The organism is Listeria monocytogenes (genome assembly GCF_013282665.1).
Taxonomy (GTDB): domain Bacteria; phylum Bacillota; class Bacilli; order Lactobacillales; family Listeriaceae; genus Listeria; species Listeria monocytogenes_C.
The window spans coordinates 976,415-991,338 of sequence record NZ_CP054041.1; the positions used below are offsets into that span (position 1 = coordinate 976,415).

At 40.4% G+C, this 14,924-nt stretch carries 17 protein-coding genes; 2 read left to right on the forward strand and 15 right to left on the reverse strand.

What is annotated here, in order from left to right:
* Window position 1: 1 nt before the first annotated feature.
* From HRK21_RS05000 to HRK21_RS05070, 15 genes are all read right to left on the reverse strand, one after another.
* On the reverse strand, window positions 2-481 hold the full coding sequence (locus HRK21_RS05000) for a GNAT family N-acetyltransferase (RefSeq protein WP_070006579.1): 480 nt from the start codon (window positions 479-481) through the stop codon (window positions 2-4).
* Between the two features lie 132 nt (window positions 482-613).
* Window positions 614-1,258 (reverse strand): ribulose-phosphate 3-epimerase, encoded by a 645-nt coding sequence (rpe, locus tag HRK21_RS05005; protein WP_069887418.1) that lies wholly within the window; start codon window positions 1,256-1,258, stop codon window positions 614-616.
* The gene (gene tkt, locus HRK21_RS05010; RefSeq protein WP_070006580.1) at window positions 1,255-3,270 is read right to left on the reverse strand and encodes a transketolase; all 2,016 of its coding nucleotides are present in this window, start codon (window positions 3,268-3,270) and stop codon (window positions 1,255-1,257) included. Before tkt ends, rpe begins: the two co-directional genes overlap by 4 nt.
* A 33-nt stretch (window positions 3,271-3,303) precedes the next feature.
* Window positions 3,304-3,978 carry a ribulose-phosphate 3-epimerase gene (locus HRK21_RS05015; RefSeq protein WP_003739870.1) on the reverse strand — a complete coding sequence of 225 codons (675 nt, stop codon included), beginning with the start codon at window positions 3,976-3,978 and terminating at the stop codon, window positions 3,304-3,306.
* 8 nt (window positions 3,979-3,986) lie between these two features.
* Window positions 3,987-4,427, reverse strand: a complete 441-nt coding sequence (gene rpiB / locus HRK21_RS05020) for a ribose 5-phosphate isomerase B (protein ID WP_003722019.1) — start codon at window positions 4,425-4,427, stop codon at window positions 3,987-3,989.
* Between the two features lie 194 nt (window positions 4,428-4,621).
* Window positions 4,622-5,653, reverse strand: coding sequence for a zinc-binding dehydrogenase (locus HRK21_RS05025; protein WP_069887421.1), 1,032 nt, complete (start codon window positions 5,651-5,653; stop codon window positions 4,622-4,624).
* Window position 5,654: 1 nt separating this feature from the next.
* On the reverse strand, window positions 5,655-6,707 hold the full coding sequence (locus tag HRK21_RS05030) for a galactitol-1-phosphate 5-dehydrogenase (RefSeq protein WP_003722021.1): 1,053 nt from the start codon (window positions 6,705-6,707) through the stop codon (window positions 5,655-5,657).
* 36 nt (window positions 6,708-6,743) lie between these two features.
* Window positions 6,744-8,015 carry a PTS galactitol transporter subunit IIC gene (locus HRK21_RS05035; protein ID WP_069887422.1) on the reverse strand — a complete coding sequence of 424 codons (1,272 nt, stop codon included), beginning with the start codon at window positions 8,013-8,015 and terminating at the stop codon, window positions 6,744-6,746.
* Between the two features lie 60 nt (window positions 8,016-8,075).
* Window positions 8,076-8,357: a PTS sugar transporter subunit IIB gene (locus tag HRK21_RS05040; RefSeq protein ID WP_003722023.1), complete on the reverse strand. Its 282-nt coding sequence runs from the start codon at window positions 8,355-8,357 to the stop codon at window positions 8,076-8,078.
* A 56-nt stretch (window positions 8,358-8,413) separates the two neighbouring features.
* Window positions 8,414-8,878, reverse strand: coding sequence for a PTS sugar transporter subunit IIA (locus HRK21_RS05045; protein WP_069887423.1), 465 nt, complete (start codon window positions 8,876-8,878; stop codon window positions 8,414-8,416).
* A 33-nt stretch (window positions 8,879-8,911) separates the two neighbouring features.
* Window positions 8,912-10,981, reverse strand: a complete 2,070-nt coding sequence (locus HRK21_RS05050; RefSeq protein ID WP_069887424.1) for a BglG family transcription antiterminator — start codon at window positions 10,979-10,981, stop codon at window positions 8,912-8,914.
* 369 nt (window positions 10,982-11,350) lie between these two features.
* Window positions 11,351-12,163 (reverse strand): putative ABC transporter permease, encoded by an 813-nt coding sequence (locus HRK21_RS05055; RefSeq protein ID WP_003739876.1) that lies wholly within the window; start codon window positions 12,161-12,163, stop codon window positions 11,351-11,353.
* A 73-nt stretch (window positions 12,164-12,236) separates the two neighbouring features.
* Complete coding sequence (locus tag HRK21_RS05060; protein ID WP_003739877.1) at window positions 12,237-12,599, reverse strand: MmcQ/YjbR family DNA-binding protein; 363 nt, start codon at window positions 12,597-12,599, stop codon at window positions 12,237-12,239.
* On the reverse strand, window positions 12,596-12,964 hold the full coding sequence (locus tag HRK21_RS05065; protein WP_003739878.1) for a VOC family protein: 369 nt from the start codon (window positions 12,962-12,964) through the stop codon (window positions 12,596-12,598). The genes HRK21_RS05060 and HRK21_RS05065 overlap by 4 nt, the downstream gene beginning before the upstream one ends.
* 45 nt (window positions 12,965-13,009) lie before the next feature.
* Window positions 13,010-13,816 (reverse strand): helix-turn-helix domain-containing protein, encoded by an 807-nt coding sequence (locus tag HRK21_RS05070; RefSeq protein WP_070006581.1) that lies wholly within the window; start codon window positions 13,814-13,816, stop codon window positions 13,010-13,012.
* Window positions 13,817-13,931: 115 nt separating this feature from the next.
* Between HRK21_RS05070 and HRK21_RS05075 the strand changes: the two genes are divergently transcribed.
* Together HRK21_RS05075 and rpiB (HRK21_RS05080) are read left to right on the forward strand one after the other, a co-directional pair.
* Window positions 13,932-14,402 (forward strand): universal stress protein, encoded by a 471-nt coding sequence (locus HRK21_RS05075; protein ID WP_003739880.1) that lies wholly within the window; start codon window positions 13,932-13,934, stop codon window positions 14,400-14,402.
* A gap of 45 nt (window positions 14,403-14,447) precedes the next feature.
* Window positions 14,448-14,903 (forward strand): ribose 5-phosphate isomerase B, encoded by a 456-nt coding sequence (gene rpiB, locus HRK21_RS05080; RefSeq protein ID WP_070006582.1) that lies wholly within the window; start codon window positions 14,448-14,450, stop codon window positions 14,901-14,903.
* Window positions 14,904-14,924 lie beyond the last annotated feature (21 nt).

Sequence of the window (14,924 nt, forward strand, 5' to 3'; positions counted from 1 at the left end):
TTCATAGGTTGCTTAGTTTTTCCATTTCGGCTTTAGTGAGCCTATGTACAGTCCATTCTGACATTTTTTCTGCGCCAATTTTTTCGTAAAAATCCATGCCTGATTTGTTTTCATTTAGGCACCACCATTCAAATCTGCCGCAATCGCGTGATAAAGCGAGTTTGGATAAATAGCTGAAAAATTGTGTTCCAAAGCCTTTACCGCGCATTTTTGGAATGATGTAAAGGTCTTCTAGGTATAAGCCTTTTTTGCCAAGTAATGTGGAAAAGTTATGGAAAAAGAGTGCGAAACCAATTGGCTCCCCTTCATATTCAGCGATAATTACTTCGGCTGATTTTTCTTGAAAAAGGGCTTTGTGTAAGCCAGATTCTGTTGCTACTACGTCTTTTTCAATGCCTTCATGCGTTGCTAGTTCGGTAATAAAACGAAGAATTAACTTCGTGTCTTGTTCTGTCCCGTTTCGAAATGCTAGTTGTGTCATAGACCTCTTCCTTTTCGTTGTCGTATTAATTTAAGTATAAGCTAGTGGGGTGGATGTATCAATTAAAAAAATATCTACTATATAATATAAAAAAACTAGGCGCTTTTTTAGGCAACCTAGTTTTTTCATATTTTATTTTTTCAATCCTTGAATACAGGCTGCTTTGTCTGTTGCTCCAAAGAAGTATGATCCAGCAACGAGTACGTCTACGCCTGCTTGCTTACATTTTTCAGCAGTTTCGGCATTTACGCCACCGTCGACTTCAATCACATAGCTGCCGTTATTTTCTCGACGCCAATTATCCAGATAACGCATATTTTTGATGGTAGAATCAATGAAAGCTTGTCCACCAAAACCTGGGTTGACGGTCATTTGTAAGACTAAATCTACATCTGCTAAAACGGCATCCAGCACGCTCGCCGGAGTTCCTGGGTTAAGCACCACTCCCGCTTTACAGCCCACTGCCTTAATTTGTTGAATGACGCGGTGGATGTGCGGCGCCGCTTCGATATGCACGGAAATGATGTGCGCCCCAGCTGCGGCAAATTTTTCAATATAGTTTTCTGGATTTGAGAGCATTAAGTGGACATCCAGTGGAATAGTTGCTGTTTTCCCAATTTGTTCCACCATATCAATTCCAAACGTCAGATTCGGCACAAAATGTCCGTCCATGACATCGATATGAAGGTAGTCAGCTCCGGCATGTTCTGCTTCTTTAATGGAATTTGCCATGTTCATATAATCAGCTGCAAGTAAAGACGGCGCTACAAATGTCATACGCGTACACCGGCTTTCGCAATCACTGCTTCGACACGATTCGCCACATTTTCAGGCGTGAACCCGTAAGCGTTAAACAAATCTTTCGCAGGGGCAGATGCGCCGAAGTGATCGATTCCTAACATATCGCCTTCTGACCCAATAAATTCTTTCCAACCGAATGTTGCTCCAGCTTCAATCGCAAATCTCGCTGTGACTTCTTTTGGTAAAATGCTTTCTTTATAAGCATCGGTTGTTTTTTCAAAGCGTTCCCAGCTGGATAAACTGACAACGGAAACGTCTAAGTCTTTTTTCGCAAGTTCGGCTTTCGCTTCGATTGCAAGGGACACTTCGGACCCTGTTGCGATAATGATAGCGTCTGGTTTGGAACTCTTTGCTGGTGCTACAATATAAGCACCTTTATCTACACCTGCGTCCACTTCTTCTTGTTCATTTTCAAGTACTGGTAAGTCTTGGCGTGATAATACAAGCGCGATTGGACCGTGAGTATTGGTTGCGGCAATTTCCCAAGCAGCGCGCGTTTCTTTGGCATCGGCTGGACGGATAACTGTTAGGCCTGGCATAGCACGAAGCGAGGCTAGTTGTTCAATTGGTTCGTGTGTCGGTCCGTCTTCACCAACAGCGATACTGTCATGCGTGAATACATATGTTACTGGGAGTTGCATTAAAGCAGCCATCCGCATTGCTGGACGCACATAGTCTGAGAAGACGAAGAAAGTGGAGCCAAATACTCGTAAACCGCTATGAAGCGCCATTCCGTTTAACATTGCTCCCATCGCAAATTCGCGCACACCGAACCAGATATTTTTACCAGCTGGGTCTTGTATGCTGTAGGCTGGGCTCGCATCAATAAATGTTTTATTCGAGCAACCTAGGTCAGCGGATCCCCCGAAAAGTTCCGGTAATTCGGCTGCAATTGCGTTAATCATTTTTCCTGATGCAGAGCGCGTTGCAACATTTGTGCCTGCTTCAAAAGTTGGCAAATTAGCATTCCAATCGGCAGCTACTTCCCCCGCTAACACGCGGTCTAATTGACTTGCAAGTTCTGGGAATTCTTTTTTGTAATTAGCGAGCATTGTGTTCCAAGCGCCTTCTAGTTTTTCTCCGCGCGCTTTGTAATTTCTTAAGTAATCACGAACTTCAGCTGGGACTGTGAAAGGTTCTTCTGTCCATTCGTAATGCTCTTTTGCACCATTTGCTTCTTTTTCACCGAGCGGAGCACCGTGACTTGCGGAGCTACCTGCTTTGGTTGGCGCGCCGTAACCGATGACTGTTTTCACTTCGATTAGCGTTGGTTTCGATGTTTCTAATTTCGCTTGAACAATTTTTTCTTGAATGGCCGCTAAATTATTGCCATCTTCTACGCGTAAAACTTGCCAGCCATACGCACGGAAACGTTCTGCCGTATTTTCACTGAACGTTGCACTTAAATCGCCATCTAAACAAATATCATTGGAATCGTACAATACGATTAATTTTCCAAGACCTAAATGTCCTGCGAGTGAGGCTGTTTCTGATGCCACACCTTCCATCAAGTCTCCGTCACCACAAATCGCATACGTATAATGGTCGACAATTGGATAGTTTGGTTGATTATACTCTGCCGCTAAATGAGACTCTGCAAGTGCCATTCCAGCCGCCATACCAATCCCTTGTCCAAGCGGTCCACTCGTTGCGTCAACTCCCGCAGTCCATCCAAATTCAGGGTGTCCTGGTGTCAAACTATCTAATTGACGGAACTGTTTTAAGTCTTCCATTTTCACATCATAACCAAATAAATGAAGCATGCTATAAAGTAGCGCAGACCCGTGCCCTGCTGATAAAACAAAGCGATCGCGGTTAAACCATTCTGGGTTAGCTGGGTTAAATACTAAATGTTTTGCAAATAGCATATACGCCATTGGGGCTGCTCCCATCGGCATTCCTGGGTGCCCTGAGTTTGCTTTTTCAATCATATCAATGGATAACGAACGAATCGTATCTACTGCTTGTCTATCTAATGTTTTTTTCAAAACTGTCATCTCCCTTAAACTGTTTGTGCTTTATTACACATGTTTTTCTACATCTGACCAAATGTGTACTAGTCTTTCCGCATAACTTGTTTTATCTCGGTCATGAAATAACGCGGATGTGCCTAGTACATAAATGTCTGGTAAACAATCTCGCATCAAGCCTACTGTTTCTTTATTAATATTGCCATCCACTTCGATAAGTGGCACATGCACTTTTCCTTCTAGTTTTGCTTTTAAATCATGCAGTTTTTGTAATACATCTGTTTGAAATTTTTGCCCCGCAAAACCCGGGTTTACGGTCATCATTAACACCATTTCGACATCGTCTAAATAAGGATAAATGGCTTCGATAGGTGTTTCTGGATTTATCGCAATCGATGGTTTAACGTTGTAAGAGCGGATTTTCTGGATGACTTCTGACACATCTTCCGCTACTTCTACATGAAACGAAATATATTCCGGTTTTACAGGGCCAAACATGTCAATATATTTAAGTGGGGTAATAGTAGCTAAATGTATGTCTAATGGGATTTCTGTGTTGTTCCGCACTATTTCCAAGTATTCTGGACCGAGCGCAAGATTATTCACATATACACCGTCCATCACATCGCAGTGTAGTAGTTCCACACCAGCAGATTCAAGGCGCCGGAGTTCTTCACCTAAATGTAGTTGGTCTGCACACATAATTGAAGCAGCTATTTTCCTCATGTTCATCCTCACTTTCTTTCAAGTTCAGTAATTTTATCCAAGCGGCGTTTATGGCGATCCCCTGCAAATGATGCCTCAAGCCAAGTATCAACAAGTAAAAGAGCCAATCCTTCGCCGATAACACGTTCGCCTAGGCAGAGAATGTTGCTATTGTTATGTTCACGAGTAGCACGCGCTGAAAAAGTATCCGAAACAACCGCAGCACGGATTCCATCTACTTTATTAGCAGCGATACTCATACCTATTCCAGTGCCACAGCATAAGATTCCGAGTTCAGATTGCCCACTTACTACTTGATTCGCAACCTCTTCTGCATAAGATGGAAAATCAACACTTTCATCTGTGTATGTTCCAATATCAACGACCTCAATATCTTTTTCGCGTAAATGTTTCACAATGGCATCTTTTAGTCTACGTCCGCCGTGGTCGCAACCAATTGTTAATTTCATTTAATTTCACCTTCATTAATAGATTTTTTTCTTTTAACGTCTTATAATGAAATGGAACCGAGAACATACGCGAATATGTTCTCGGCTCATTTCTAAGGATGACTACTGTAAAACATCTGAGCCCGAGAAGCTTTGGATTCGTTTGCACGGTTATCCTTTTTTTGATGTTTTTTCATACAGCCCATCCTCCATTATTAAGATTTCACTAATACTTTAATTTCATTTCCTGCCATAACTGCCTCGAAAGCCTCGCGCCAGTCATCTAAACCGTATACTTTGGTAATCATTTTATCCGTATTGATTTTGCCATTTGCCAGTAAATCGAGCGCCAAAATCCAAGAAGATGGTTTTTGCGAACGGCTGCCGATATAAGCAATTTCACGTTGGATAATAGATTCTTCATCAATCGCATTTTTCTTTTCGGCAAAAAGTCCTACTTGAACAAAATCGCCTTTTTTCTTTGTTAGAGGTAATCCTTGATTTACAGCTGGTACTGCACCAGAGCAGTCAAATACGCGTTCCGCTCCGTAACCATCCGTCATGCCTAGCACAACTTCAGCCAAGTCTTCTTTTAAGGTATCGACAACCCGGTCCATTCCAAGTTCTTTTGCTAGACGTAAGCGGTCGCTATCTTTGGTAATTCCTGCCATAATCACCGTTGCCCCTTGCGCTTTCACAACTTGAGCTAGTAACAAACCAATTGGACCTGGCCCGAAGACAAGTACTGTGTCATCTGAACGAATCGTTGTTTTTTCAAGCGCTGAATGCACACAACAAGCAAGCGGTTCTGTCAGTGCTGCTGCTTCGAGCGAAATACGTTCATCAAGCACGTGACAACTTTCTTCGCGAGATAAAACAAATTCTGCAAAACTACCATTTGCTTGCGTACCAATGCCGCGACGATTGCTACATAAATTGTAATCACGTTCCTTACAATAAATACATTCTCCACAAGTTTCAAAAGTTGTTTCACTTGTGACACGGTCTCCCACTTTGATACTCGTCACATCTGGCCCAACTTCTACAACGACACCAGAAAATTCATGTCCAAGTGTGACGGGAGTTGTTGGATTTTTGTATTCTCCTTTAAACGTATGGATATCTGATCCGCAAATACCAGTGAATGCTACTTTGATTTTTACTTTGTCGCCATAGACTTGTGGTTCTTCCACATCTTTAAGCTCCATTTGATCATATCCGGGATTTGTTTTTACTACTGCTTTCAAATTAATCGTCACCTTTCTGCGGCAATATCATCACTTTGTTATAATCATGTTCTCTGGAAAGAATCATATCAAACGCTTCTTTCGTTTCTTCTAGCTTATAACGATGCGAAATTAGTGGTTTCAGTTTAATTCGACCTTGTTTCACGAATTCAATCGACGTACGCCACTCCTCACCTGGGAATGGTGCCGAGTAAGAATTCCAAAAACCTTTCAGCGTAAGTTCACGTCTAAAAATATTTTCAAAAGCTTCCTCGTGTAAAAGCACATCTGCGTAAGCTATTCCTAGAAAACCAACTTTACCCTTTTTCTTCGTTACAAGAAGGCATTGTTCTTGGGTTATTTTTGAACCAGCGCATTCGAGCGCGATATCTGCACCAAGACCATTTGTATAAGCGAAAACGCGTTCTTTTAAGTCTTCATTTTTAGGGTTAATGGTATATTTACAACCGAATTCCCGCGCATCTGCTAATTTTTTATCACTAATGTCAACCGCGATAATATCTTTCACACCCGCAAGAAGTAAGCATTGTACAACCAAAATTCCAATCGTGCCAATTCCGAAGACAATGACCGTATCACCAAGTCTCGGCTGAATACCAAGTACCCCATGCATCGATACAGCAAGTGGTTCAATCATCGCACCTTCTTCAAAATCAAGGTCGCCGATAGAAATGACATTGTCGGCTTTCATGACGACATTTTCAGCAAATCCGCCGTGGAAGTGTGACCCCACCATGCGGTAATTATCGCATAGCGCGAAGTCGCCTGCTTTACAATAATTACATTCCATACAAGGTTCAAGCGGAATCCCTGCAACCCGATCGCCGATAGCGACGTTTGTTACTTCGCTACCAATTTCTGTAACTACACCTGCAAATTCATGTCCCATTACAGCAGGCAGTGGGTATTTCCAGCGAGTCTGCATTTTATGAATATCCGATCCACATATTCCAACTGCTTTTACTTCGACACGAACTTGATCTTTCCCACAAGTCGCTTCATCAATTTGTTCTGCTTTTATTACATTATTCTCGTATAACACAGCTGCTCTCATGTTACTATCACCTCTTCTATATCATTAAGACAAAACTTAGAAAATAGCTGCCCAAGCTTGAGAGAATTTAAGAATAACCCAGTTAAAGAAGTTACCACCCATATCAAGTGTACTAACTTGTGTTGCTCCTTTAGGGAATTCGTAAACACCTTTCATCATTTCTGTATGAACAAGACCGAAGTCAGTTGCCATAAGAAGCGCTAGTGCAATAACTACAGTTCCAGCTAAAACAGAGTGAAGAATGTTACCTTTACGAGATGCTACTACGAATGATACGTAGAATGGAATAGTTGCCAAGTCACCAAAAGGGAGTACTTTGTTACCAGGAATGATAACAGCTAAGAAAAGAGTGATTGGAACAAGGATTAAACCAGTAGAAATATTCGCTGGGTGACCGATAGAAAGTGCTGCATCAAGCCCGATATAAAGTTCGCGGCCTTTGAAACGAGATTTCATGAAATCACGAGCGGATTCTGAAATTGGAATTAACCCTTCCATTAAAATTTTAACCATACGAGGCATTAAGAACATTACCGCACCCATGGACATACCAAGTTGTGCAACTGCCCCAACGTCATAGCCTGCAAGAATACCGATTGCAATACCTAGAATAAGACCCATCATCATTGGTTCCCCGAAAATACCGAAACGTTTTTGAATAGTTTCTGGGTCAACGTGGATGTTTTTGATACCAGGGATTTTAGCAATTAGCCAACCAACTGGAATACCGATGAAACCGAATGCTGCTGTAGAACCTGTTGGTAAGGAGATTCCTTTTAATCCATAAAATTCTTCTACCATAGGTTGTGTTCTGTCTGCCATCCAAAGAACAGCAACTTCATAGATGATTGCACAAAGAATCGCGAACCACCAGTTACCACCAGTTACGATATAACCAGTTGCACCTGCTGCGATGAAGTGCCAGTAGTTCCAAATATCAATATCAAGTGTTTTCGTAACTTTGAAGAAAATAAGTGCTAAGTTAACTACCAAACAGATTGGAATTAAAATTGCTGCAACTGGAGAAGCCCATGAAGCCGCGGCTGCTGCTGGCCAACCTGCATCAATAATTGTTAAATTCAGTCCAAAACGCTCAACCATTTGCTGTGCTGCCGGACCTAAGTTACTAGATAGTAAACTAATAACAAGGTTAATACCTACAAACCCGATACCAATCGTAATCGCTGAACGAAGCGCTTTCTTTGCTGGTACTCGGAAAATTAATGCAATAAAGAAAATCATAATAGGCAAAATAACTGTAGGCCCCAAGTTTAAAACATACTGTACTCCTGACAGAAGTGTATCCATTTAATATTTCCTCCTTTTTTCTCTGTTTAATGATGATTTCTAAACTCCCTTGCGCAGCCTTTATTTAAGGTGCGCAAGTATTTCTTCGTCTAATTCTTCCATACCCATACCAGTGATATAAGAAGTTGCAATAATCGCTGGGATTTTGTAAGTTGTTGGTAAAATAGTTGTTGATACGATTAAATCCGCTCCGTCTTGCATAGATGCTGCTTCTGAAATCTTAATTTGTTTTACTTCTGCATCCACGTTGTTTTCTTTTACCAAACGTTCTACTCTGTCCGTTACTACTGTTGATGTTGCAATTCCTGCTCCACAAGCTACCAAAATTTTAAATTGTCCCATGATAAATTCCTCCTAATTAATTGCTGCGATTTCCCGCGGCTAATTTTCCTGTTTCTTTAAACGGTAATGGTTTCTAAAATTTGTTTTACTTCGTCTTCATCTTTCGCTCTGAGTAATGCGGCTACATTGTCTTTATCCTGAATCGTCCCCATCAATTGCTGAAGTACCGCGAGCTGGCTGTGAGGTTCATTTAGTCCGAGTACGAAAATCAAATTCGCATCAACCGTTTGACCAGCATCTTCCATTAATTTAAATGGAATGCCATCTTTCACAGTGATTACGGCGATAAATTGTTCCGTAACGCATTCTGGATCCGTGTGCGGTAATGCCACGCCGTATCCATCTAATTTTAGCCCCGTTGGAAAGGTTTGTTCACGGTCTGTTAGTCTCGTTAAAAAGTCATCCGTTACATACCCTTCAGACTTTCCACTTTCTGCGACCATTTGGAATAGGTCCTCTTGTTTCTCGATATCTGATTGAACCCAAACCATTCCTTTTTTCAAAAATTGTACTAAATCCATTACGAAATCCTCCTGTAATTCTTTCTGACTTCTCTACATTGTCTTTTTTGTTTCCAAGTCCGTGAAGTTTTTAATTATTTGGTGCATTTCTTCTGTGTTTTCAGCATCCGCAAGCTTTTTCAGTTCTTTTTTGTTCTCCGATAATTCCATCAATTGTAGTAAAGCTGTGAAGTGAGCGTTTTTATCTATGGCTGCAATGACGACGATAAAATGTAGCTTTTTACCGCCTTCGAGTGGCAGGCCTTCTTCTAAATAAAGTAAGCTCATTCCGAGGCTATTTACTCCTTTTTCCGTTTCCGCATGAGGGATAGCTATGGTATTACGGAGAATGATGTTCATAATCGGTGCTGGATATTGCCGTTTCATTTCTTCCACGTAGGCTGGTTCCACCACTCCCGCTGAAAGTAACGGTAAAGCCGCATGATAAATTGCCTCATGCCAATCTTTCACTGATTTCTTACGTGTGATTCGTGTTACTTCAAGCAAATCTGCGAGTGAGCTTTTGCCTTCGTGTTTAGATGTGTTTTCTTCTGGAACTGGCATTAAATAGTCTGCTAGTACTTTTTCAAGACGGGCAGCATCTTTAATATCAGCAAATTTGGAAATAGTTTTCATTAATTGATCGACGCTGATATTCACCTCATCCACTAAGTAAACCGACCGCATCACCCGGCGTCTAAGCTCCAGGCGCTCTTTCCCATCCATCAATTGGTTGATGAGGAAAAATTTCTTATCGGTCGAAAGTGGCACTGCGGAAAATACAATGTCATAACCTAACTTTGTTTGTTCAAATTCTCGAATCGACATCGCTTGATAGAAAAATATTTCCGGGAAAAGGCTTCGTAATGTTTTTTCCATCAATCTCGAAATCGACAATCCGTTCGGACAAACCACAACTGCTTTTAGTCTCGTTTGTAATTTCTCTGTGGATTCGATTAAATGCCCTCCAATGAAAAGGGTAATAAATATACTTTCATTTTCAGGAACTTTGCTACCAATAAAACGTTCTAATGGTGCTAACGACTCTTTCACGATGTAATGCACGGCTTGGAATTCTTGATCAATCTTGTCTAAAATGCTGTAATCTGTTGTAAGATGATACTTAATTCGATAATACGCAGGTTTAATGTGTGCAAATAATTTTTCAAGTAACGATTCTTTGTCTACTAGTTGAATACAAGCCTTTTTCTCAAATTCGCTTAGAACTTGTTCCAGTGCCAGTCTTAACTTGTGCGTTTCCTCCGATTTTAAATATTGTTTCGGAAGTACATTGGAAGTTAAAAGTTGCAAGGTGATGTACATTCGCTCTGCTTCTGGCATATTCGGCTCTTCTTCAATAAAAATCTCTGCAGCTCCGTATTCCCGAGTATCTGACAATTCATTGTAGTCAATCAGGAAAGATGTCGTAATTGTTTGCCCCTTCTTCATCCGCCGAAAAACAGCTTCTAAAATGTAAGGCAGTATTTGCATTTTATTGTCAATAAAATGCAAATTCAGATGATGCTCGACTTGTTCCAATTTTTCCCGAAGCTCTTTAATTCTCGCTTCGTCCACTTGCATAAAATCCTGTAAATACTCTTCGCCACCAAAACTTTCTATGATGTGTTCTGCCGCATAAATGAGTGCTGTCCGCTGATTCCATTCATCCCCATCAATTAAATAGCCACGCATCCGTGAATATTTTACTTCGAGGTTGAATTTTTCAAGTGTCTTTTGTACCAGCTTCAAGTCTCGTAATACGGTGTTCTTGCTCACCTCCAGCTCGCTTATAAAGTGATTAAGGGATAACTCTTCACTTCCTGTTGTTAACATGAGGATGATTAGACTGGCGCGTTCCTTTTCTGATGGGATGTACCAATCTGTTTTTTCGCCATCTTCCTCACCAATGATTTGAAACAGGTCAGGTTCTACGATAAATCGACCATTTGCGGCACGATGAATCTTCGGGTAAGTCTGTTCTTCTAGCCAATTATTAATTTTTTGGAAACTATAGTCGACTTGTCTTCGAGTTAAACCGAATTTTGCTTGTAAGTTTGTACTCGATGTGTCAGGATGTCGTAAGAGTTCTTTTAAAAGTGAATTACTTCTCTCATCCAAATACATGTCGTTCCCTCCTGTTCGTTTTAATTATAAATCTAAATCCAGTAAAAATGTACACGCTTTCATCCCAATAACTTGCGGAAAGAATGTACATCATTGGGCTTTACTTGTGACTTTTTTAACAATCCTATTATTTGTAAATGCACGAAAGTTGTTTGTAAAGCTTGATATATAGCGAGATTATGAAACTTCTTGAAGGTAGGTAAAATCTACTTTGAAACAAAAATGAGAATGAAGTAAAGGAGCTTTGCGAGGCGTTGTTTCTTCTTAATCATACAAAAGATGTGCGGTTGTTTCTATACGTTTTGTAAAAAATAACGCAAAAAAAGGCGCAAATGATAAAAAATACCATTCACGCCATAATCAGTTTCTCTATTTTCTTTTCTGTTTATCCACCCGAAGCAAACTTTTGTTGAAATTCTTAAATGGCGCCGCACGTTTCACTTTCATTTTCGGGAACGATTTTAACATTCGTCGTTCATTAAATTTAAGTTTGCGCATACTAGCAGCAAGTTCTTTGTCTTGTTTACGTTTTGCTTCCATTTCAGCAATTTTCATATCAACATTTTCTTGTTTCTTCAAAAGTCCTTCTTCAAATTCTTTCGCCCGTTCTTTTACACTTGCTTTTAGTTCGTTTGCTTGAGCGTTTAGTTTTTCATTAAATTCGGCAAGTGCTTTTTGGAATGATAGCATACTTGTGACAGATTTTACGGTATCAATAAGCATCAGAACCACGATGAGCGCTGGAATAATCCAGCCACCCCAGCTTAAAATCCAATCCGCAAACTCGGTGACAAGCGGATGCAAGAAACGTACAACAATAATACAAGCAAATCCCCAGAAAATAGAAATAGGCAAGCAAATTCGCCCTTTTACATTGAGTGGCCAGTTGTGATAATCCCACCATGTTGTATGGAATAATGCTTCTAAAATCGTTGCGGTAACGTATTCAATCACCGTACAAATAATCATCGAGAAAATAAATAAGGCCCATAAGTTATTTTGAAATGGTAAAATCATCATTAAAACTGCCGTTACCCCAAATCCGTAAATAGGGCAATATGGTCCATAAAGAAAACCGCGATACACTAACTTCTTCTCTGAAATCGAGCAAAAAACTTCCTCCCAAGCCCATCCAAGAACAGAATAAATGAAGAAGTATAGGATAAACATATTAATATCCATCTTTTCATCTCCTTTTTGTTTTCTTTTTCACAATCAATTTCATTATAACAGAAATAAGAACTTCTTAACTAAATTAGTCAAAAAGTTCCGCTTGTTTATATTTTGGCAACTTATTCTTCGCTTCTGAGTACGCATGCTGAATAAATGCACGAATCAAGTTTTTATCTCGTTCTTCTTCCAATAAAACAGAAATCCAAACTCGTTTATTCATGTAATAACCGGGAACGATGGCTGGATTTTCTGCGCGAAGTTGCTCACTTTTTTCGGCATCGCACTTCAAGGTTAAAATCGGCTGTCCTTCTTTATTCGTTCCTCGCATTGCCATTAGCTGATCTAAGACATGATAGCGCTCCGCTCCCCATTCTTCTTTAAAAGAATACTGGACCCCTTTAAGACCACTGATTTCCTCCCGTATCCAAGCAAATTCATCGCTCATTGTGCGGGCTCCAAAATCATAATCTTATTGCCATCTGGGTCAAGTAAATTCAGTTCACGTCCGCCCCACTCAGCCACTCGAGGTTCTGGAGTTTCCACTCCCGCTGTTTGAAGTTCGCGGTACATCTCATCCAAAGTAGTATCACATGAGAAAACAAACTCCACTTTAGATTCGCTTGCTTCGCCCCATTTGCTATTATTCCAAACAATAATCCCAGGAGCATTTTCAGAAAAACCTAATTTCGCTCCATCATAATTATCATACCCTTCGAATACTATCGGTATTCCTAGCTTTTCATGATAAAATGCGACCAACGCCGCCGGATCTTGCGTGGAAATATTCGTACAAACAAATTCATTAATCATTTTAAGCACCTCCATATCGTTAGTTTAACAAAGCATTTACGTTTTTCATTGTATATTTGCGACATTTTGCAGAAAAATTTGCTTCATTTCTTCTGGGGTGTGATTACTATATCGTTTAAATTGTTTAATTAAGTGAGCCTGGTCCGTAAAACCATGAAGATAAGCAAGTTCAGCGCCCAGCACACTTGAATTCGCATGCAATGTCTGTAATACTTTTTGGAAACGAATAAGTTTTGCGGTTTGTCTTGGAGCAAGTCCCATGTGTTTTTGAAATAGCCGTTCCAACTGTCGAGCAGATACAGCTCCTAACGCAAGTTGATTAGGGTTTTGTAGTAACTTATCAATACCGTTTAAAAAATCAGGATGGACTTGCTTGCCAAGCGTCATCAATTTTCGCAGTAAAAATTCTTCTAGTAGAGCTATTCTTTCGGAGTTCGTCGTCATTTCAGCAAATCTCTCTTGAAAAAATGGGACAAATCCAGCAAACATCTCTTCTGGTTTTTTTACCTGATTCATGCTATCAGTCAAGTCCTGTTCGACAAATAAAAATAACGACCACGCATAAAATCGCACGGCAAAAAGCTCGGTATTACTTTCATCATCAGACTCAAACGGTGCATCACTAACGCCAACAAATATAGCATCCGTCACTAGCCCTGTTTTATTATCAATTGTAAAAATAATATCCGCGCATAAATCAGGAACTACCAAATTATTTCCCGGGAAATTCCTATCATCTGCCTCCCAAAAACAACGGATATACCCTGTAAGAACCGCACTCGGTAGATATTCTTTATAGCCAGCACGCTTTGGTGTAGCTACAATGGGATAAAACGTTTCTAGCTTTGCCATAAAGAAGCCTCCTTTTCCTCATAGTACCACAAAATTTTCTCTTCAATCATGCTTTTTTCTTTTATTTATGGGTATTAAGTAAATAAGGGGAAAACTTTTGAGAGGGTGATACAAAATGTCTGCTTACAAACGGATTCTTGTTGGTGTTGATGGATCAAATGAAGCGGAAGCCGCGCTAAGACGTGCTGTTCAATTTGCCAAAATGGATGGCGCTACGCTTGGTATTGGTTTTGTCGCAGATGTACGCCGGATTGCACCGTTAATCGATTATGAACAAACCTATGCAAAAAAAGCCAAAGCATACGGAGAAGAATTAGTTGAAATGTACAAAAAAGAGGCCGAAAAAGCTGGCGTCACGCACGTTGAAACCTTTGTTCACTTTGGTACGCCAAAAACTACCTTCAATAAAAAAATAACGCGAAATTTCGAACCTGATTTAATTTTAGTTGGGGCAACTGGACTTTCGGCAACAGAGCAATTTATTCTTGGTAGTGTGTCTGAATATACGGCCGCCCATGCACCTTGTGACGTTATTATTGTTCACGCAAAACCTTGGCGCAACAGAAAGACTGTCGAAAAGCTCTAATTCATGTATAATGAAGGTATTGAATATACGGCAGGAGGAGAAAAAATGACAGTTAGTAAAGTTGCCATTGCTTCAGACCATGGCGGAATTGAATTACGAAAAAGTATTATTTCTTATCTTGAAAGTGTTGGTATTAGTTATGAGGAATTTGGCCCCGAAACACCAGAATCAGTGGATTATCCTGGACTCGCTATTACCGTTAGTGAAAAAGTCGTAAACCGAGAAGTCGATCGCGGTATTTTAGTTTGTGGTACGGGTATTGGTATGAGTATTGCAGCAAATAAAGTAAAAGGCATTCGTTGCGCGCTTGTTGGCGATACATTTAGCGCTCACGCAACTCGCGAACATAATGATACAAATGTCCTTGCGCTTGGAGCGAGAGTCATAGGTCCAGGACTAGCAGAAGACATCGTCAAAATTTGGTTAGAAACAGCGTATGAAGGTGGCCGACATGCAAATCGTGTAGGACAAATCACCGCTTACGAAGATAGCCACGCTTAAAAAAATTATAACGACCAAGTC

Excerpts from the sequence above, each read along its gene's own strand:
- HRK21_RS05000 (WP_070006579.1), bottom strand. The coding sequence starts at position 481 with ATGACACAACTAGCATTTCGAAACGGGACAGAACAAGACACGAAGTTA.
- rpe (WP_069887418.1), bottom strand. The coding sequence starts at position 1,258 with ATGACATTTGTAGCGCCGTCTTTACTTGCAGCTGATTATATGAACATG.
- HRK21_RS05015 (WP_003739870.1), bottom strand. The coding sequence starts at position 3,978 with ATGAGGAAAATAGCTGCTTCAATTATGTGTGCAGACCAACTACATTTA.
- rpiB (WP_003722019.1), bottom strand. The coding sequence starts at position 4,427 with ATGAAATTAACAATTGGTTGCGACCACGGCGGACGTAGACTAAAAGAT.
- HRK21_RS05030 (WP_003722021.1), bottom strand. The coding sequence starts at position 6,707 with ATGAGAGCAGCTGTGTTATACGAGAATAATGTAATAAAAGCAGAACAA.
- HRK21_RS05035 (WP_069887422.1), bottom strand. The coding sequence starts at position 8,015 with ATGGATACACTTCTGTCAGGAGTACAGTATGTTTTAAACTTGGGGCCT.
- HRK21_RS05040 (WP_003722023.1), bottom strand. The coding sequence starts at position 8,357 with ATGGGACAATTTAAAATTTTGGTAGCTTGTGGAGCAGGAATTGCAACA.
- HRK21_RS05045 (WP_069887423.1), bottom strand. The coding sequence starts at position 8,878 with ATGGATTTAGTACAATTTTTGAAAAAAGGAATGGTTTGGGTTCAATCA.
- HRK21_RS05050 (WP_069887424.1), bottom strand. The coding sequence starts at position 10,981 with ATGTATTTGGATGAGAGAAGTAATTCACTTTTAAAAGAACTCTTACGA.
- HRK21_RS05055 (WP_003739876.1), bottom strand. The coding sequence starts at position 12,163 with ATGGATATTAATATGTTTATCCTATACTTCTTCATTTATTCTGTTCTT.
- HRK21_RS05060 (WP_003739877.1), bottom strand. The coding sequence starts at position 12,599 with ATGAGCGATGAATTTGCTTGGATACGGGAGGAAATCAGTGGTCTTAAA.
- HRK21_RS05065 (WP_003739878.1), bottom strand. The coding sequence starts at position 12,964 with ATGATTAATGAATTTGTTTGTACGAATATTTCCACGCAAGATCCGGCG.
- HRK21_RS05070 (WP_070006581.1), bottom strand. The coding sequence starts at position 13,816 with ATGGCAAAGCTAGAAACGTTTTATCCCATTGTAGCTACACCAAAGCGT.
- HRK21_RS05075 (WP_003739880.1), top strand. The coding sequence starts at position 13,932 with ATGTCTGCTTACAAACGGATTCTTGTTGGTGTTGATGGATCAAATGAA.
- rpiB (WP_070006582.1), top strand. The coding sequence starts at position 14,448 with ATGACAGTTAGTAAAGTTGCCATTGCTTCAGACCATGGCGGAATTGAA.